Origin of the sequence: Myroides odoratimimus, assembly GCF_038039805.1 — a bacterium.
GTDB classification, from domain to species: domain Bacteria; phylum Bacteroidota; class Bacteroidia; order Flavobacteriales; family Flavobacteriaceae; genus Flavobacterium; species Flavobacterium odoratimimum_B.
Genome location: NZ_JBBPHK010000001.1, coordinates 396251 through 416296, shown reverse-complemented (window position 1 = coordinate 416296; position 20046 = coordinate 396251). Strand labels below are relative to the sequence as shown.

Annotated in this window: 18 protein-coding genes; 14 read left to right on the top strand and 4 right to left on the bottom strand. The window is 35.5% G+C overall.

The features are described from left to right. Positions 1-141 precede the first annotated feature (141 nt). Positions 142-1485 (bottom strand): RIP metalloprotease RseP, encoded by a 1344-nt coding sequence (rseP, locus tag AABL85_RS01880; protein WP_341308935.1) that lies wholly within the window; start codon positions 1483-1485, stop codon positions 142-144. A 315-nt stretch (positions 1486-1800) separates the two neighbouring features. Here rseP and serS point away from each other — a divergent pair, with 315 nt between their 5' ends. The 5 genes from serS to AABL85_RS01855 all read left to right on the top strand — a co-directional run bounded on the left by serS (position 1801) and on the right by AABL85_RS01855 (position 6589). After that, a complete protein-coding gene (serS, locus tag AABL85_RS01875; protein ID WP_006260406.1) occupies positions 1801-3072 on the top strand; it encodes a serine--tRNA ligase in 1272 nt (423 codons plus the stop codon). Positions 3073-3176: 104 nt separating this feature from the next. Then, positions 3177-3491: a DUF4286 family protein gene (locus AABL85_RS01870; protein ID WP_286415227.1), complete on the top strand. Its 315-nt coding sequence runs from the start codon at positions 3177-3179 to the stop codon at positions 3489-3491. 7 nt (positions 3492-3498) lie between these two features. Further along, positions 3499-4278, top strand: coding sequence for a 16S rRNA (adenine(1518)-N(6)/adenine(1519)-N(6))-dimethyltransferase RsmA (rsmA, locus tag AABL85_RS01865; RefSeq protein ID WP_006258031.1), 780 nt, complete (start codon positions 3499-3501; stop codon positions 4276-4278). Continuing rightward, the gene (gene mgtE / locus AABL85_RS01860; protein WP_286415223.1) at positions 4268-5620 is read left to right on the top strand and encodes a magnesium transporter; all 1353 of its coding nucleotides are present in this window, start codon (positions 4268-4270) and stop codon (positions 5618-5620) included. Before rsmA ends, mgtE begins: the two co-directional genes overlap by 11 nt. Positions 5621-5644: 24 nt before the next feature. Continuing rightward, positions 5645-6589, top strand: coding sequence for a 2-hydroxyacid dehydrogenase (locus AABL85_RS01855; RefSeq protein ID WP_341308934.1), 945 nt, complete (start codon positions 5645-5647; stop codon positions 6587-6589). Positions 6590-6622: 33 nt separating this feature from the next. Here the strand turns inward: AABL85_RS01855 and AABL85_RS01850 are convergent, their stop codons facing one another. After that, positions 6623-8458: a lysophospholipid acyltransferase family protein gene (locus tag AABL85_RS01850; RefSeq protein ID WP_286415220.1), complete on the bottom strand. Its 1836-nt coding sequence runs from the start codon at positions 8456-8458 to the stop codon at positions 6623-6625. 194 nt (positions 8459-8652) lie between these two features. Here AABL85_RS01850 and AABL85_RS01845 point away from each other — a divergent pair, with 194 nt between their 5' ends. From AABL85_RS01845 to AABL85_RS01835, 3 genes are all read left to right on the top strand, one after another. After that, complete coding sequence (locus AABL85_RS01845) at positions 8653-9417, top strand: exodeoxyribonuclease III (protein WP_341308933.1); 765 nt, start codon at positions 8653-8655, stop codon at positions 9415-9417. Between the two features lie 31 nt (positions 9418-9448). Beyond that, positions 9449-10354: an OmpA/MotB family protein gene (locus AABL85_RS01840; RefSeq protein WP_341308932.1), complete on the top strand. Its 906-nt coding sequence runs from the start codon at positions 9449-9451 to the stop codon at positions 10352-10354. 238 nt (positions 10355-10592) lie between these two features. Next, a complete protein-coding gene (locus tag AABL85_RS01835) occupies positions 10593-11939 on the top strand; it encodes a mechanosensitive ion channel family protein (RefSeq protein WP_341308931.1) in 1347 nt (448 codons plus the stop codon). Between the two features lie 132 nt (positions 11940-12071). Here AABL85_RS01835 and xseB read toward each other — a convergent pair whose 3' ends face one another. After that, positions 12072-12266 (bottom strand): exodeoxyribonuclease VII small subunit, encoded by a 195-nt coding sequence (gene xseB, locus AABL85_RS01830; protein ID WP_286415215.1) that lies wholly within the window; start codon positions 12264-12266, stop codon positions 12072-12074. Further along, complete coding sequence (gene xseA, locus AABL85_RS01825; RefSeq protein WP_341308930.1) at positions 12233-13714, bottom strand: exodeoxyribonuclease VII large subunit; 1482 nt, start codon at positions 13712-13714, stop codon at positions 12233-12235. Before xseA ends, xseB begins: the two co-directional genes overlap by 34 nt. Positions 13715-14153: 439 nt before the next feature. Between xseA and dut the strand changes: the two genes are divergently transcribed. From dut to amaB, 6 genes are all read left to right on the top strand, one after another. Next, entirely contained in the window at positions 14154-14591 is a 438-nt protein-coding gene (dut, locus tag AABL85_RS01820) for a dUTP diphosphatase (protein WP_006258022.1), read from the top strand. A 26-nt stretch (positions 14592-14617) separates the two neighbouring features. Further along, complete coding sequence (locus AABL85_RS01815) at positions 14618-15628, top strand: sugar nucleotidyltransferase (RefSeq protein WP_286415213.1); 1011 nt, start codon at positions 14618-14620, stop codon at positions 15626-15628. 168 nt (positions 15629-15796) lie between these two features. Further along, a complete protein-coding gene (locus AABL85_RS01810; protein ID WP_286415212.1) occupies positions 15797-16582 on the top strand; it encodes a DUF4292 domain-containing protein in 786 nt (261 codons plus the stop codon). Between the two features lie 23 nt (positions 16583-16605). Beyond that, the gene (locus tag AABL85_RS01805) at positions 16606-17862 is read left to right on the top strand and encodes a murein hydrolase activator EnvC family protein (RefSeq protein ID WP_286415211.1); all 1257 of its coding nucleotides are present in this window, start codon (positions 16606-16608) and stop codon (positions 17860-17862) included. A gap of 15 nt (positions 17863-17877) precedes the next feature. Beyond that, positions 17878-18411, top strand: a complete 534-nt coding sequence (locus AABL85_RS01800) for a 3-hydroxyanthranilate 3,4-dioxygenase (protein ID WP_286415209.1) — start codon at positions 17878-17880, stop codon at positions 18409-18411. Positions 18412-18496: 85 nt separating this feature from the next. Further along, positions 18497-20044 carry an L-piperidine-6-carboxylate dehydrogenase gene (amaB, locus tag AABL85_RS01795; RefSeq protein ID WP_341308929.1) on the top strand — a complete coding sequence of 516 codons (1548 nt, stop codon included), beginning with the start codon at positions 18497-18499 and terminating at the stop codon, positions 20042-20044. Positions 20045-20046 lie beyond the last annotated feature (2 nt).

Sequence of the window (20046 nt, the reverse complement as noted above, 5' to 3'; positions counted from 1 at the left end):
AGGACCCTCTGATTAACAGTCAGATGCTCTAACCAACTGAGCTAAGGAGGAAGGTGATGTCTTACCTTTATTGCGATGCAAATATAGAACGATTTTTTAGTTCTGCAAACACAACAAGCATTTTTTTTATATTTTTTTCATCTAATTAAAAATTGCCTTATAAATATCATTCCCATTAGCGAATAACAGTAATGCAATAAGTATGAAGAACCCAACCATCTGAGCGTTCCCCAAGAATTTATCACTTGGCTTTCTTCCAGAGATCATTTCGTACAATAAAAAGATAACATGTCCTCCATCTAGAGCAGGGATTGGTAATAAGTTCATCACTCCTAACATGATAGACAACATCGCTGTAATACTCCAGAACACTTGCCAGCTCCAGAACTGCGGGAAGATGTCATAAATCGCTTTAAACCCTCCTACTCCTTTATAAGCACCTGTTTCAGGTTGAACAATTTTCTTTAACTGTCCGAAGTAACTCATGATTCTATCTTTACCCATATGCAAACCAGCAGGAATGGCTTCTACTAAAGAATACTGTTCTCTACTAATCTCATATAGTCCTAATTTTTGTAAATTATCAAATGGCAAAGCAGGAGCATAATATGTCTCTATCTTACCTTCTTGATTTACCTTTACATCAACAGTCGTATCTTTTCCATCGCGATTCACTACAACAGCAACAGTCTTTCCTTTGTTCTCTTCTAAAACATTGCTTACCATATCAAAAAAAGGTGTCTCTACCCCATTAATAGACTTCACAATATCTTTAACCATTAATGTACCTTCATTAATAGAGTTCTCTCCAAAACCTCCTACAATAAAAGGAATACGCAATCCTATGAAACCATTTCCTTTATTCTCTGTGATTTGCCCCAAAAAGTCAACAGGTAACTGTACATGTTCAACTACACCAGCACGTTCTACCTCAATATCTTTCCCCATAAGGATCGCCTCTGGCAGGCTATTAAACTTCACAATCTCCTTTCCGTCAACCGTCAATACCTTATCACCCGTCTTCAGACCAGCTTCTTCTAATATAGGGTTCTGAACCCAGATTCCGCTCTTTACATCTTTATTAGCAATATATGACTCACCATAAGCATAAGCCATACCAATATAGATAACAAAAGCTAAAATAAAGTTCACCGTAACTCCACCTAACATGATAATCAAACGTTGCCATGCTGGTTTAGATCTAAACTCCCATGGTTGTGGTTCTCCAGCTAATTGGTCTGTATCCATACTTTCATCTACCATACCAGATATTTTTACATATCCACCTAATGGCAACCACCCAATACCATAAACCGTATCTCCTATTTTCTTTTTAAACAAAGAAAACTTAACATCAAAAAACAAATAAAATTTCTCTACACGTGTTTTAAAAAGTTTAGCAGGAATAAAATGTCCTAACTCGTGTAAGATAATTAGCAACGACAAACTCAATAAGAATTGAGATAATTTAATAAGTATATCCATTTTTATTTTTTACAGACTCTAAAATTATTCAGACAAAAGTAAAATATTACTTTAACTAATCTCACTTTTTTTTAAATCAAGACTTAAATTATCAATTCTTTCACACAAATAACAAGATAAACAAAGTGTAATAAAGCAAAAAAGCACTTCCCATATTATTTCAAAGCTACTCTATTAATTAAATTATTATTTAGAAAAGCTAATAAAGTACCAAATAAAGTGCATAATGTTCTACAAAACTTATAAAGAGGTACGTAAAATAGCTGTTAATAGAAAAGTATTTTCTAACTTTGCTTTACAATTAATATTTATAATATGTTACAGATAGCTTTTATTAGAGAAAATCAAGAGCAAGTGGTTAAAGGATTAGCCAAAAGAAATCTTGATGTTGCCGATTTGCTAAAAGAAGTGCTTGAATTAGATGAGAAAAGAAGAAGCACACAGGTGGAATTAGACAATGTATTAGCAGAATCGAACAAACTATCCAAAAGCATCGGGGAGTTGATGAAAAGCGGTGAAAAAGCAAAAGCTGAAATCATCAAAGAAAAAACATCAAACTTACGTGACCAAAGCAAACAATTAACTGAAGAGCTTAATAATGTATCTGCTTTATTAACAGAGAAGTTATATACTATACCAAACGTACCGACAGACATAGTGCCTGCTGGTAAAGACGCTGATGATAACTTAAATGTATTCGAAGCAGGAGAAGTACCTACTCTACATGAAGGTGCTCTACCACACTGGGAATTAGCAAAGAAATATGACATCATTGACTTTGAACTAGGAAATAAAATTACTGGAGCAGGTTTTCCTGTATATAAAGGTAAAGGAGCACGTCTACAACGCGCATTAATCTCTTACTTCTTAGATAAGAATACAGATGCAGGATATAGAGAATATCAAGTGCCTCACTTAATCAATGAGGCATCAGGATACGGTACAGGTCAATTGCCAGATAAAGAAGGGCAGATGTATCACAGTACTGTTGACGATTTATACTTAATCCCAACAGCCGAGGTACCTGTGACTAATATCTTTAGAGATGTTATCTTACAAGAGACTGAGTTACCTATTATGTGTACAGCTTATACACCATGTTTCCGTAGAGAAGCAGGATCATATGGAGCACACGTAAGAGGTCTTAACCGTCTTCACCAATTTGACAAAGTAGAAATCGTACGTATCGAACACCCAGATAATTCTTACCAAGCATTAGACGGAATGGTAGAACATATTAAAGGACTATTGAACGACCTTAAACTTCCATATAGAATCTTAAGATTATGTGGTGGAGATATGGGATTCACATCAGCACTTACTTATGACTTCGAAGTGTTCTCTACAGCACAAGACAGATGGTTAGAAATTAGTTCTGTATCAAACTTCGAGACATTCCAAGCGAATAGATTGAAATTAAGATTTAGAGATAAAGATGGTAAAAACCAATTAGCACATACTTTAAATGGTAGTTCATTAGCATTACCTCGTGTACTAGCAGGTATCTTAGAAAACTATCAAACACCAGAAGGAATCGTAATTCCAGAAGTTTTACGCCCTTATACAGGATTTGATATTATCGACTAATTAAAACCAATAACCTTATAAAAAAAGCACCAAATATTCGAAATAAGACATTTGGTGCTTTTTTTATCTTTGCAAAAATAAAATCACTCAGTGTATTTAAAATTATGATCATATATAATATCACAGTCAACATTCATGAGAGCGCACATGACGTATGGATGCAATGGACAAAAAATGCTTATATACCAGGTATATTAGCAACAGGAAAGTTTGACAAAGCTAAAATCGTGAAGGTACTCATAGAAGAAGAAATGGGTGGAAAAACTTATTCTATTCAATTCGAAACAAAGAGCAAAGAATTACTAGATCAGTTCTATAAAGAAGATTTTGATCGTTTTGAAAACGAAGCTAAACGCCTTTTCGGTGAGCTTATGCTAACATTTAAGACAGAACTAGAACTAATCAGCGAACATCAATAAGATAACCATGGATAAAGTAAGAGCAAAAAAACACTTAGGTCAGCATTTCTTAACTGACGAAAGTGTCGCAAAGAGAATCGCTGATACCTTGACATTAGAAGGATACAAGAAGGTATTAGAGATCGGTCCAGGTATGGGAGTTCTAACAAAATATATATTAGACAAACCGATAGAAACATTCGTAGTAGAGATAGATACTGAGTCTGTAGATTATTTACATGCTCATTATAACAAGCTACACGACCATATATTCGCACAAGACTTTCTAAAATTCGATATAGTACGTGCTTTTAATCAAGAGCCTTTTGCTGTAATCGGTAACTTCCCTTATAATATCTCTACACAGATCGTGTTTAGAGCATTAGAGCTAAGAGACTACATCCCTGAGTTCTCAGGTATGTTCCAAAAAGAAGTAGCAGAACGCATATGTGAGAAAAAAGGAACTAAAGCTTATGGTATACTTTCAGTATTAGCACAAGCATTCTATGAAACAGAATATTTATTCACTGTAGACGAACACGTATTTAACCCACCTCCAAAAGTAAAGTCAGGGGTAATGCGTATGATCCGTAAAGAGGATTACAGTCTACCATGTAGTGAAAAATTATTCTTTACAGTAGTAAAAACTGCCTTTAATCAGAGAAGAAAGACATTACGCAACAGCTTAAAAAGCTTTAACTTGCCAGAGGAAATAAGATCTGAAGAAGTATTTAATTTAAGACCAGAACAATTAGACTATAAAGAATTTATAGAACTAACAAAGAAAATAGAAGCCTATGGAGTTTAAAATCAGTAGAGAATCTTTACAACAATTCGAAGATTTAATCGCTGAAAAAAATGAAAAGGAATTATTAGAGATTCTTAAAGATTTACACTATGCCGATATAGCAGAGATAATGAATGAGCTTTCAGGAGAGGAAGCGATTTATATATTTGACATATTAGATAGTGAAGTAACAGCAGAAATCCTTTTAGAATTAAATGAAGATGTCCGTGAAAAAATATTAAAAACTCTATCACCTAAAGAAATTGCGGAAGAGTTAGATGAATTAGACACGGATGACGCTGCTGATATTATCTCTGAACTACCAGAATCAAAGAAAGAAGAAGTGCTTTCAGAGCTGGAAGACTTAGAGCATGCAAAAGATATTGTTGAACTTTTGCGTTATGACGAAGACACGGCAGGAGGATTAATGGCCAAGGAATTTGTATCAGTCAATGAAAATTGGTCTGTACTTACTTGTGTCAAAGAAATGCGCAAACAAGCTGAGAATGTATCACGTGTGCATTCTATATATGTACTAGATGATGATGGCCGTTTAAAAGGGAGGTTATCTCTTAAAGACTTACTGACTTCTTCTACTACAACACACATCAGTGATGTCTATATTCGAAATGTAGATTACGTAAAAGTAGATACTAAAGATGTAGAGGTAGCTCGTATTATGCAGAAGTATGACTTAGAAGCTATACCAGTAGTAGATGAGATGGGAAGGTTAGTAGGCCGTATTACCATAGATGACATCGTAGACGTTATTAAAGAAGAAGCAGATAAAGATTACCAATTAGCAGCAGGTATTTCTCAAGACGTAGAGGCTAACGATAGTATCCTTATGCTGACCAGAGCAAGATTGCCATGGTTAATACTCGCCATGATAGGTGGATTCGTAGCTGTTAATGTATCTAGAAGCTTTGAAGGAGCTATGGAGAAGTTTGGTGTACTATTCTTCTTCACCCCTCTTATTGCAGCTATGGCAGGTAATGTAGGAGTACAATCTTCTGCTATTATCGTACAAGGACTCGCTAATAATTCTATCACTGGATCTATATGGAAACGATTAGGAAAAGAAGTAACACTTAGTTTATTAAATGGTTTCTTACTTGCTATCCTAATGATGCTAGGAAGTCACTTCTTACTAGGAGTCGATTACATTATAGGTATCACTGTATCTATAGCACTGATTAGTGTAATTATCATCGCCAGTCTTATCGGTACTTTTGTACCTATCTTACTGAATAAGTATGGTATAGACCCCGCCTTAGCAACAGGTCCTTTTATCACGACAAGTAATGATATATTTGGAATCTTAATTTACTTTTCAATTGCAAAAGTTATTTTAGGTTTCTAAATTGTTTAAAGCTAAATCACCACAATGAACACTAAGAAAGTATTACATATAGATAGTAATCACCCTTTAATGATTACACAACTAGCTGAGCTGGGATACGAAAATGTAGAAAACTACACTGCTAGTAAAGAAGAAATAGCTGAAAGTATACATGAATATGAAGGTATCATTATTAGAAGTCGCTTTTCTATCGACCAATCTTTTTTAGAGAAAGCAACTAACTTAAAGTTCATTGGACGTGTAGGTGCTGGTCTAGAAAACATAGACTGTACATACGCAGAGGCTAAAGGTATAGCACTTATCGCTGCTCCTGAGGGCAATAAAACTGCAGTAGGAGAACACGCCTTAGGGATGCTACTAAGCCTAATGAATAAACTCAACTTAGTCGATCAAGAAGTAAGACAAGGAATCTGGATTAGAGAAGGAAACAGAGGACATGAAATAGAAGGTAAAACAGTAGGTATTATAGGCTATGGAAATATGGGAAATGCTTTTGCCAAACGCCTTCAAGGGTTTGACTGTGAAGTAATCTTCCACGATATCAGAGAAGGACTAGAGAATGCCTATGCAAAACAAGTAAGTTTAGCAGAGTTACAAGAAAGAGCAGATATACTAAGTCTACATACTCCACAGACACCGGAGACCATGTATCTAATCAACAAGGAAGTAATCCAAGGGTTCAAAAAACCTTTCTGGTTTATAAATACTGCTAGAGGGAAGTCTGTCAATACTATAGATCTAGTCGAAGCTCTAAAGTCTGGTAAAGTAAGAGGAGCTGCATTAGACGTATTAGAATACGAAAAGTCTTCTTTCGAGAATATGTTTTCGGATAATACTCTTCCTGAACCGATGCAATACTTAATACAAGCCAAGAATGTCTTACTATCTCCCCATATCGGAGGATGGACTATAGAGAGCAAGGAAAAACTAGCTCAAACGATTATAGACAAAATCAAAGCACTATACTAAAAACAAAAAGGAGTTTCAATTGAAACTCCTTTTTTATGACTCTTGCTTTTCGCTTTTGTTATTTTCTTCTTGAATCTTTCTTTCAAGTTCTGCTTCGAATTCTTCCATTACAGGCTTCACTGTGCTTTCTGGTAGATCAGCAATCTTGATATACATCAGACCATCAATTGCATTATTAAACAATGGATCGACATTAAAAGCGATTACCTTTGCATTCTGCTTAATGTATTTTTTAATCAATACAGGCAATCTTAACTTTCCTGGTTCTACATCTTCAATGATCTTATCGAATTTATTTAAATCAGAATCTGTCTCACTAAAGATCAAATCTTTCTCACTATCCTTAAGATTTACTTTATATTCCATCTTAGGAGTGACATACTGAGCGATATAAGGATCAAAATAATGTGATCTCATAAACTCAATCATTAATGATTTAGAGAAATCAGAGAACTGATTACTAATACTCACCCCTCCTATCAGATACTTGTGCTCAGGATATCTCAATGTAGTATGTACAATACCTTTCCACAATAAGAATAGAGGCATTGGTTTTTGTTGATATTCTTTAATAATAAAAGCCCTTCCCATCTCTATAGACTGAGACATCATAGGATATAGCTCAGATTCAAAGCGGAACAACTCGTTTAAATAGAACCCATTGATTCCATATTTCTTATAAATCTCTGTCCCTAATCCCATACGATATGCTCCACAAATCTGTTGAGTATCATTATCCCATAAGAACATATGGTGATAATATTTATCATACTGGTCTAGGTCTAGTTCATTATTCGTTCCTTCTCCTACTTGTCTAAACGTAATTTCTCTTAAACGTCCTAATTCTGTTAGAATAGTTGGTATTAGCTCTGATTTACACAAGAATATTTCGTAATTTTTACTTTGCAATAATCTATAATCACCTTCTCTAAGCGTATTAATCTCTTCTAAAATCTTCTCTACTGGCTGTGCCTCAATAATATCTTTCACGCTTTTTGGTAATTTGAAATTAAATGACGGTACTTTAATCCATTTACGTATATCTTCATCCTTATAAGCATTAGACAATAAGTATGTTTTAAAACGCAGGAAGTTACCATAATCATTTATATCATAGTGTTCACTCTGTTCTTCTACTGATATCGGTCTACCTATCCTTACTTTGATTACTCTATTTTTTTGAGTCAATAGTTCAGAAGGTAGTTTAGCTGTACGCAGTGTAGGATTTATCTGAGACAAGAAATAGAACAACTTACTATTCGTTGCATGAAAATAAATAGGCACTACAGGTACATTTGCTTTCTTTATCAGTTTAATAGCTCCTTCTTCCCAAGGTTTATCTACTATAAGTTTATCATCTTTATACGTAGACACTTCTCCTGCAGGAAATATCCCTAGGGGCTTTCCATCACTTAAATGTCTTAAAGTATCTTTTAATCCTATAACGCTTGATTTAACATCCTTATTGTTCTCAAAAGGATTCACAGGCATAATATAAGGCTTTAATGGCTCTATGCGATGTAATAAGAAGTTAGCGATAATTTTAAAATCAGGATCATGTTCTAACATCAATTTAAGCAATAGAATACCATCTATTCCTCCTAATGGATGATTAGAAATAGTTATATAAGGCCCTTTCTTAGGCAATCTTTTAAGTTCTTCTGGATCTATTTCAAATTCTATTTGAAACTCTTCTAAGATAGCATTTAAAAAATCTAGATTAGACAAATGCTTATTGCGGTCGTAAATTTTATTTAACGTAGTGATCTTAAGTGCCTTCATCAACATCCACCCCGAAAAGGTTCCTAGAAAACCATACTTATCTACGTTAATTGCCTTTGCTACTTCTTTCGCCGTTACTAACCCCATTAAAATTCAAAATTAAGTAATACAAATATACTAAAATCTTCAGCTATTCCATTTTATTTTATCAGACTAGTACTATTATTCATAAAAAAGAAATTACAAAATGTATAAATAACTGATTAAAACAAAGATAAGATATTAAATCAAAAAATATATTTTTTATATTTTTGATTTTTTAAACTACATACTCATTTTATATGAAGATAATCTCGTATAACGTAAATGGAATACGTGCTGCTATAAACAAAGGATTTATAGAATGGATTCAAGAAGAGAATCCAGACATTATATGTCTACAAGAAATAAAAGCAAAAGAAGATCAAATACCTGTAACGGATATACTAGCTGCTGGATATCCATACCAATACTATTATTCTGCTCAGAAAGCAGGCTATAGTGGAGTAGCTATCTTGTGTAAGCAAGAGCCTAAGAATGTAGTATTCGGGACAGGCATTGACTACATGGACTTCGAAGGTAGAAACTTAAGAGTAGATTATGACAATATCTCTGTGATGTCTCTATACCTACCTTCTGCCTCTAATATAGAGAGATTAGATTTTAAATATCAGTATATGGATGACTTCTTTAACTATATTAATGATTTAAAAAAAGAAATTCCAAATCTAGTGATCTGTGGAGACTACAATATCTGTCACCAAGCTATCGACATCCATGACCCTGTGCGCAATGCTAAAGTATCAGGTTTCTTGCCAGAAGAACGTGCATGGCTAGACAAGTTTATCAACAATGGTTTTATAGACAGCTTCCGTATGTTTAACCAAGAGCCGCATAACTACAGCTGGTGGACATACAGAGCTAATGCTCGTAATAATAATAAAGGGTGGAGAATAGACTATCACTTAGTGACAGAGAATATGAGAAGCAAGATAAAACACGCGACTATACTACCAGATGTAAAGCACTCTGATCACTGCCCAATACTTGTAGAGATAGACGCATAAACCCTATTTCCCCTTAATAAAACAACAAACTATGTCAATTAAAAAGATTAGCCTAGGCTTACTAGCTCTTACCATGTTATCATCATGTGTGACACGCAAGTTATACAATGAACTAGATCAACAGTACAAAGATGCATTAGCCGAAAACGAACAGCTAAGTAGTGAATTAGATCTTATGAATAGTTCTAATACAGACTTAGAAAATATCAAAAGACATCTAGCCGCTCAGTTAAAGGAATTGCAACAAGAAAGAAGTAATCTTAATGCTGAGATCGCTGCTGCACAGAACAAATTAAGAGACTTAGAGAGCTCTTACAACAATCTAGAGAAGCACAGCGAAGAAACACTAAAGGCAGAAGCGGCTAGACTAGCTAAAGCCAAAACTGAACTAGAAGAAAAATCAAGACGTGTAGCAGAATTAGAGAGTATCTTAGCTGCTAATGATAAGCAGATGCGTGCCCTAAAAGACAATCTATCTAATGCCTTAAATGCATTCGAAGGTAGAGGACTGACTATCGAACAAAAAAATGGACGTGTCTACGTCTCTATGGAGAACAAATTATTGTTTAAATCCGGTAGCTGGACGATCAGTGATGACGGTAAAGAAGCAGTAGTAGAGCTAGGCAAGGTATTAGCAGACAATCCTGATATCACGGTACTGATAGAAGGACATACTGATAATGATAAGATATTAGGTAACTTAGGAGATGGAGTGAAGACCAATTGGGACTTATCTACTAAACGATCTTTAACTATCGTGTCTATTCTAGAGCAAACGCCTCATATAGATAAGAGAAATCTTACAGCTGCTGGTAGAAGTGAATATGCTCCGCTATCAAGTAACAACACTGCTGAAGGCAAGGCAAAGAACAGACGTATAGAAGTTATCTTAACTCCTAATCTGGATAAAATCAACTCTATGCTGAACCAATTATAGCATTAAAAGAAGATATAAAATACCCTTTAAAAGGCGAGATGTTAAGCATTTCGCCTTTTTTTACATCATAACAATACACTCACTTCAGATTCACCTGTTTTTTCCAACAGTTTATACTTTTCTTAAGCAATTTCTCTAAAAAAATAGTTACTTTTCACACACATTAGCAGTCCTAATTTGTATTTGTCTGCTATAATGCTTATATTAAAACAGCTATAAATATAAAAGCCATAATTACATGATGATTAATAACTATCTAGTTACTAATAATATTAACTCTATTATCAATACAGAAGATTTCAACGGGCTATATCAGTGGTTCTATAATCTGCTAGACTTCTTAAGTTTATCAGAGTACGCTACCCATGTTGTGACAGCGATTCTATTACTAACATCTTTTACGATTTGTATGTTCATTTTAGATTATATTCTGAAGAACTTCTTTATCGTATTAGTGAAAACTTTTAGTTCTAAAACTAAAACGACATTTGATGATCTATTAGTACAGAATAAGTTCTTTCACAATGTTACCCATTTAATTCCAATCGCTTTAGCCAAAATACTGTTCCCAATCTTCTTTTTAGGCTTTCCAAACCTAACCAAGTTTGTAATGTCCCTAACAGATATATTAGTCACAGTAGCTTTGACATTAGTGATTAGATCCACTATACGCAGTATTCGTGACTACCTAAAGAGTAAGCCACGTTTGGCTGATAAGCCTCTAGATAGTTATGCTCAGGTATCTAGTATATTAGTCTATTTCTTCTCAGGAATTATTATATTCTCTATCATCACAGGCACAGACCCTATCAAATTTTTAATCTCATTAGGAGCAGCCTCTGCTATCCTTATATTAGTATTTAAAGATACCATTATGGGATTCGTAGCAAGTATTCAAGTCTCTTCTAATGATATGGTACGCGTAGGAGACTGGATAGAGATGGCTAAGTATGGAGCAGATGGTACAGTACTAGAGATGAACTTAAGTACGGTAAAAGTGCAGAACTTTGACAAGACAATCACCACCATACCTACCCACCTTCTGATTAGTGACTCATTTAAAAACTACAGAGGAATGCAGACTTCTGGAGGTAGAAGAATTAAGAGAAGTATCAATATTAAAATATCTTCTATTCGCTATCTAGAGAAAGATGAGATAGAACTACTGAAAAAGATACAGCTATTAGCTCCATATATAGAAGAGCGTCAAAAAGAAATAGAAGAATATAACGAGAGAACACAAGCTGATCAATCTATGCCTATCAACGGACGTAGGATAACAAATATAGGAATGTTCAGAGCGTATGTGACGAGATACATACAGCAGAATCCTAATATTCACAAAGAATATCCTCTAATGGTAAGGCATCTACAGCCTACAGAGCACGGGCTACCGATAGAGATATACACCTTCACGAATACCACCGTATGGGCAGTATATGAGAATATCATGGCAGATATATTTGACCACGTATTAGCCGCTGTAGATTATTTCCACCTAGATGTATTCGAGTTGCCTTCTTCTGATGACGTAAGGCATTTCATACAGAACAGTACTATTAATCATGATTCGTTTGGTAACTAAGGATACTTATTACCATGATTATAACAGGTCGCTATAGCCTGTCTTCTCTTAAACATGAAAGAAAGACTATAATATAGTAAACTACATACGACGAACACGGTCATGGAGTATCTCTATGACCGTGTTCTTATTTTATAGCCCTAATTTCTCTATAATGCCTTCTACTTGTTGTTCTGTAGTTGTGAGTTTCTCTTTACAGAACACTATTAGTTTAGACGCGCGCTCTACCTTACTCGCTAATTCGTCTACTGTGACTTCATCATTCTTTAAGTCATTCAGAATTACCTCTAATTCTAAAGCGGCTTTCTCATAAGTAAGTTGTTCCATTGCTTCACTTCTTTTATTTCTGCTAATATAATTCTATACTTCTTATTATAGATCGCTATCTCTAGCTCATCTCCTATATTTAATTCTTGGTGTTCGTTCAACAGTTGCCCATTGTGCATCACGATCGCAAACCCTTTCCGTAGAATAGAACTCAGATCATACGCTGTCATAATCTCTTCGAAAGTAACTAATCGCACACGTTCTTTCTTCAACTGTCCTTTTGCCTGATAGGCTAATTTTTCTAACGAAGTATTCAGTTGTTGTTGATGTGCATAGATACACTGTTGTGCTAGATAAGCTATTAACTTCGTTTTCTCTTTTAGTGTCTGCGTTTCTTTACTAGCTATGCGTTGAGCACGATAGGAGATAGAATGCGTCGCACTCTCTATAAACGACTCTTCTGTATGAAGGCGTTTCCTCACCTCTGTTATCAATCTGTTAGATAATGAATCTAACTCTTGCTTCTTTTGTTTGCCTTGTGCTACTCCATATAGCCTTATCTCCTTCTCTGCTACTTCTAGCCTATGCTGTTCAAGAGTGATATACTGGGCATATGACTGCATAATACCTTCATACATCCTACTGATATCCGTATAGAACATAGCTGTCTTCTCCACGATATAAGCAGCTACAGCGCTCGGGGTCTTAAAGTATCGATTAGCCACAAAGTCTGATAACGAATTATCAGTCTCATGTCCTATCCCTGTAAATACAGGAGTATGACTCATCGCTAGTGTTACTGCTAACTCATAGTGATTAAACACATCCAAGTCTAAAGCTGACCCTCCACCTCTAATCAATACAATCACATCATATATATCGGGCTCTATCTCACTAAATGCTTCTTGTATTGAAGTTATAGCTCCATCGCCCTGCACCTGACAGTCATAATGGTCTATATGATAGACGAAATTATACTCGTTCTCTGTTAGCTGTTTTATAAAATCTACATGACCAGCAGTCCCTTTAGAACTAACTAACGCTATGCGCTGAAGCACAGTAGGTAGATACAGCTCTTTATTTTTCTGATGATATCCTTGCTCTACTAGCTTTCTTAGATTCTCCTGTTTTATGCGTTCTACTTCTCCTAATGAGTAAGACAAGTCTATCCGATGTATATTAATAGACAGCCCATATAGATTACTAAACGTGACTTCGCAGTAACACATGATCTCAGCACCGTTCTTCAATATCTCATTTGCATTCTCACCTAAGGATTTTTTAATCACATAAGCAGTAGATTGCCAGATATTCGCACGACACTTAGCTAATATAACACCATCTCTATGCTCTACGAGTTCTAGATAGAAATGTCCCTTTCGGTCTTCCTTTAGCTGGCCTATCTCTACCCGTAGCCAAAAGTAGTTATTAGATATAGCATTATCCACTATATCCTTTACTCTATGGAGGATAGTGCTTAGTCGATAATACTTATTGTCTATATACATCTGTTTAAAATCTAGAAACTCTATAGACCAAAAATACAATCTTTATTAAGATATCTAAACGAAATTCACAGTCATCGTTTCTCATTATTACATTTATGAATAGCACAAAAATAACTCCGAAAAAAGTCTAAAGTACTTTAGCGAGTAGAATTGCTATAATTTATAACAATTCCTTACTTATACCTTCCCATTTCACGAGGGTTGTCTTTTATTTTATTAGCTTCATTCTTTATGATTACTATTTGCTAGGTTATTGATCGGTAAGTGATCGGCTAGTTTATAGCACTTTTTAGCCGATCACATGCCCATCACTAGCCGACCACAATCCGACCACCCCTATAAAAACATAAAAAACACAATATCATACTCATACTTAATCGCATAATATTCTTTTAATCAGCATAACTTTTTTATCTTTGTTAACCATTAAAAAATAAATATGACTACCGTAAAAATCATCAATAAATCTAAACATTCATTGCCAAATTATGAGACTAATCAGTCTGCAGGTATGGATCTTAGAGCGAACTTAGAAGAACCTATCACACTAAACTCTCTAGAGAGAGCCATCGTACCTACAGGTCTATTTATAGAACTACCTGAGGGATACGAAGCACAGATCAGACCTAGAAGTGGATTAGCTGCAAAAAGAGGAATCACTTTACTAAATAGCCCTGGTACTATTGATGCTGATTATAGAGGTGAAATAGGTATTATCTTAGTCAATCTGTCAAAAGAACCTTTCGTGATAGAGAACGGGGAACGCATTGCTCAAATGGTAATCGCTAAATACGAACAAATCCAATGGCAACCTGTAGAAGTACTTACTGATACAGAGAGAGGTGCTGGAGGTTTTGGGAGCACTGGAGTAAAATAGATATTGTAATATAAAGATACTAGAAAATGAAAATTATTGTACCAATGGCTGGTCGTGGGTCTAGACTTCGTCCTCACACATTAACTGTTCCTAAACCATTAATCCCTATCGCTGGGAAACCAATTGTACACCGATTAGTAGAAGATATCGCTAAAGTTCTTAACGATACGATAGATGAGATTGCATTTATCATCCACGAGAGCTTTGGAAAAAAAGTAGAAGAAGACTTAATCGCTATCGCTGCTAAACTAGGAGCGAAAGGGACTATCTGCTATCAAAACGAAGCTCTAGGAACTGCTCATGCTATCCTATGTGCTAAAGAAGCTATGCAAGGGCCTATCGTGGTAGCGTACGCAGATACGTTATTCCGCGCTGACTTTAACCTAGAGAAAGATGCTGACAGCGTTATTTGGGTAAAGCAGGTAGAAGATCCTAGCGCATTCGGGGTAGTACAACTAAATGATAAAAACGACATCGTAGATTTCGTAGAGAAGCCTAAAGAGTTTGTATCTGATCTAGCGATCATCGGTATCTACTACTTTAAAAGTGGTGAAACGTTGCGCAAAGAATTAGAGTACTTACTAGATAATAATATTATCAAAGGAGGTGAATACCAGCTAACAGACGCACTAGAAAATATGAAGCAAAAAGGAATGCGCTTCGTACCTGGTCAAGTAGATGAGTGGATGGACTGTGGTAATAAGAATGTAACTGTAGACACAAATAACAGAATGTTAGGCTTCTTAGAACAAGAGGACGCTAACTATGTATCTGATAATGTAGTATTAGAGAACAGTACGATCATCCGTCCATGTTATATCGGAGAGAATGTAGTACTAGTGAATACGACTGTAGGGCCTAATGTATCTCTAGGAGACAACTGTAAAGTAGAAAATGCTACAATCAAAAACAGTCTTATCCAAACAAACTCTACGATCAGAAATGCAAATCTAGATAATGCTATGGTGGGTAACCATGCTACTTATGACGGTAAACATACGAGTATCAGTATCGGAGACTACTCTGTACTAGACTAAATCATGATATAGACGTCTCCTGTATATACCGATGATATATCTATTTGACTATATCTTCATCATTATTTAATACAGAAACAGACTCTAAAATATTAAATCCGTTTTAAACTTTATTTAAAACGGATTTTTTTTATCTATCTTGCTACTATAAAATAGTTTTAGACAATTATGAGAAAGATATCCCTACTTATTATCTGTACTTTATTTCTAGTTGTAGGATGTAAGAAGAAGAACATGGATGGTATACTAGACGAGAGTGAGGCTAGTAATGCTAAAACTGTGCTTACAATTCTAAACAACCACAATAAACAAATAGTAGACTTCACTACCACTGCTATTCGCTCTTCTGCTTCTTATGAGGCGGATAACGAATCTAAGAAGTTCTCTATGGATATCTTTATCGAAAAGGATAAACAGATCTTGCTGAACATTCGCTTTATAGGTATTCCGATAGCTAAGGTATATGTAACTCCAGAAGGAGTGCAATACTATGAGAAGTGGAATAAGGTATTCTTCAAAGGAGACTTCAGTATGCTAAGCCAATGGCTAGGGACAGACCTTAACTATACTAAGTTTCAGAATCTGCTACTAGGTCAGGCTCTAGATGCCCAATCGGGAACTAATAAGTATGAAGCATCTATAGAAGAAGGATTGCACAAAATCAAAGCGAAAGTAGAGGAAGATATCCAATCCGCTTACTTCTTCGAAGATCAAAATGGATTATTAAAAAAAGAAGAGATATCTCAGGCATCTAGCAATAGAGTTGTCACTATTTCGTATCCAGAATATAAAAAAGTGGGAAAATATACGACTCCTACTGAAATAAATATAGATGCAAGACAAGAAAAAAGCATACATTTGAACATTCGTTATGACAATGTGACTTTTAATGATAACTTGAACTTTAATTACAAAGTTCCAGCAGGTTATAAACAAGTCGGAATAAAACAATAAGATCAACAAGAAGTAATCTACAAATGAGACGAGCGTATTTATCCTTATTATTAATATGTACTGTTTTTGCTTACGGGCAAAAGAAAGAAACGCAAGAACAACTGGAGCGTAGAAAGCAGCAAATCTTAGTGGAGATAAATATTGTCAAAGATTTACTTAAAAAAGAAAAGACGAAAGAGAGAAATATTCTATTAGAAATAGATGAGAACAACCGTAAGATTAACTTAAATAGACAGTTAATAAACAATGTTCAAAAACAAATATCTGTAACGAATAGCAATATCTCTAAAACAGAAAAAGAGGTTAATACCCTAGAAGCAGAATTGGCTAAGCTTAGAAAAGACTATGCTGATCTGGTATTAAAATCATATAAAACAAAGTCTAGCCAAAGTAGACTGATGTTCGTATTATCATCAGATAACTTCCTTCAAGCTTATAAACGAGTACAGTATATGAAACAATATGCTGACTATAGAAAATCTCAAGCAGATGAGGTGAAGGCTAAAGCTGAATCTCTAAAAGAGGCACTAGCTAGACTAAGTACACAAAAAGCAAAACAACAAAAACTACTTACTGAACAACAACAGAACGAAAAGAATTTACAAGAGGATCTAGGAGAACAAAAGAACCTAATGTCTATCGTACAAAAAGATCAGCAAAAGTATAACAAACACATCAAGCAAAAGCAAGAGGAGACAAAGGCAATCGATAGAAAGATTAAGCAATTGATCAAAGAAGCGATTGAAGAAGCGAACCGTATCGCTAGAGAAAAAGCAGCTAAAGAAGGTAAGAAGACGACTAAGTCTACTGCTTCTACTAAGTCTGCTACTGCCTTTGAGCTTACTCCAGAAGGGAAGATCGTAGCAGATAACTTTAGAGCTAATCAAGGTAAGCTACCTTGGCCTGTAGCTAAGGGATATATATCTCTACCTTATGGAGATCAGCCTCACCCTGTACAGACTCAGCTGACGATACACAATAGCGGTGTAGAGATTACTACTGAGGCAGGCTCTAGAGCTAGAGCGGTATTCGGAGGGGATGTACTTCAGGTACAGGTATTACCTGGTGGTAATAAAGCTGTATTAATACAACATGGAGATTATATAACTGTTTATCAAAACTTAGGTGAGGTATCTGTCAAAAAAGGAGATAAAGTAAGTCTAAAACAAGACATCGGGTCTATCAGTACGAATAGTAATGGTCAGACGGTGTTGAAGTTCTTACTGTCTCGAAATACAGATATCTATAACCCACAAAGTTGGTTGAGCAGAAGTAATTAATTCATATATCATACTATGAGTACACAGTCATCATTCAATATATTTAAATGGGTAAAAGAGAATAAAGATTTATTAAAACCACCTGTTGGCAATAAAAACATTTACCCAGAAGCATCTGATTATATCATTATGGTCGTAGGTGGCCCTAATGCTAGAAAGGATTTTCACTATAATGAAGCTGAAGAGTTCTTCTTTCAACTAGAAGGAACTATCTATATCGATATACAAGAGAATAACGAGCGCAAGCGCATTACCTTAAACGAAGGAGATATTTATCTACTACCTGCTAAGGTACCTCACTCACCTATCCGCACAGAGAACTCTGTAGGCCTAGTAGTAGAGAAAAAGAGAAAAGACCCTGGTGCAAAAGATGGCTTAATGTGGTTCTGCGAAAATTGTAATCATAAACTATATGAGGTCTATTTTGAGCTAACAGATATAGAGAAAGATTTCTTACCTCATTTTAAACATTTCTACTCATCTGAAGAACTGAGAACTTGTGAATGCTGTCAGACTGTGATGCCTACTAATACAAAATTCGTAGAGTAGTAGATTACTGTACATTACACTCCCTGTCATATTTTTTTTTATATTAGCAAGTAACAATCAATTACAAACTATAAATAAAAAACAAATGACGACATCTAATAACCAATTTGGTATTTCGGAAGTATTAGAAAAATTAGGACTCGTGGCAGAGAACAATGGTTCTTCTACAGGTCTTAACTCTTTTTCTAATGGTAGGATTATAGAATCTTATTCTCCAGTAGACGGTCAACTTATCGGAAAAGTAAAAGCTTCTACAAAAGAAGATTACCAAAAAGTAATGGCTACTGCAGAGGAGGCTTTTAAAAGCTGGAGACTAGTGCCTGCTCCTAAACGAGGCGAAATCGTAAGACAAATAGGTGAAGAACTTCGAAATAAAAAAGAATACTTAGGTAAACTAGTATCATACGAGATGGGAAAAAGCCTTCAAGAAGGTCTAGGTGAGGTACAGGAGATGATCGACATCTGTGACTTCGCAGTAGGTCTATCTCGTCAGCTATACGGATTGACGATGCACTCTGAGCGTCCTATGCACCGTATGTATGAACAGTGGCACCCTATCGGAGTGGTAGGTGTTATCTCTGCTTTTAACTTCCCAGTAGCAGTATGGAGTTGGAATACTATGATCGCATGGGTATGTGGTGATGTGTGTATCTGGAAACCTAGTTCTAAAACACCATTATGTGGTGTAGCGTGTCAGAATATCGTAGCTGGCGTATTCAAGAAAAACAATATCCCTGAAGGTGTATGTAACCTAGTTATCGGTAATGAATGTGGTGATCTGATCAACACGGATCCTAGAATTCCTCTAGTGTCATTCACGGGGTCTACTCGTATAGGTAGACATGTATCTAAGACTGTAGCAGAGCGCTTCGGTAATACGATCCTAGAGCTTGGAGGTAATAATGCTATCATCGTATCTGAACATGCTGATATCAATATGGTATTAGTAGGAGCTGTATTCGGAGCTGTAGGTACAGCAGGACAGCGCTGTACTAGTACAAGAAGGCTTATCGTACACGAGAGTGTATATGATAAAACAGTAGATGTACTACAAAAGGCGTATGCTCAATTAAAAATAGGGAACCCATTAGATGCTACTAATCACGTAGGACCACTTATCGATAAAGCAGCTGTAAAAGATTACTTAGACGCTATCGAAAAGGCAAAAGCTGAAGGAGGTAAGGTCATCGTAGAAGGCGGTGTGCTAGAAGGTACGGGGTATGAGAGTGGATGTTATGTAAAACCGTGTATCATAGAAGGTAAGAATACTTACGAAATTATACAGGCTGAGACATTCGCACCTATCTTATACATCATGAAGTACAAAGATATCGAAGAAGCTATCGCAATGCAAAACGGAGTGCCTCAAGGACTATCTTCTTCTATCTTTACGAATAGTATGAGAGAAATGGAGTTATTCTTATCTCATGCTGGCTCTGACTGTGGTATCGCTAATGTAAATATCGGTACATCTGGTGCTGAGATTGGTGGAGCATTCGGTGGTGAGAAAGAGACTGGTGGAGGAAGAGAGTCTGGATCAGACGCATGGAAAGCTTATATGAGGAGACAGACGAATACAATCAACTATGGTACAGAGCTACCATTAGCACAAGGTATTAAATTTGACTTCTAGTC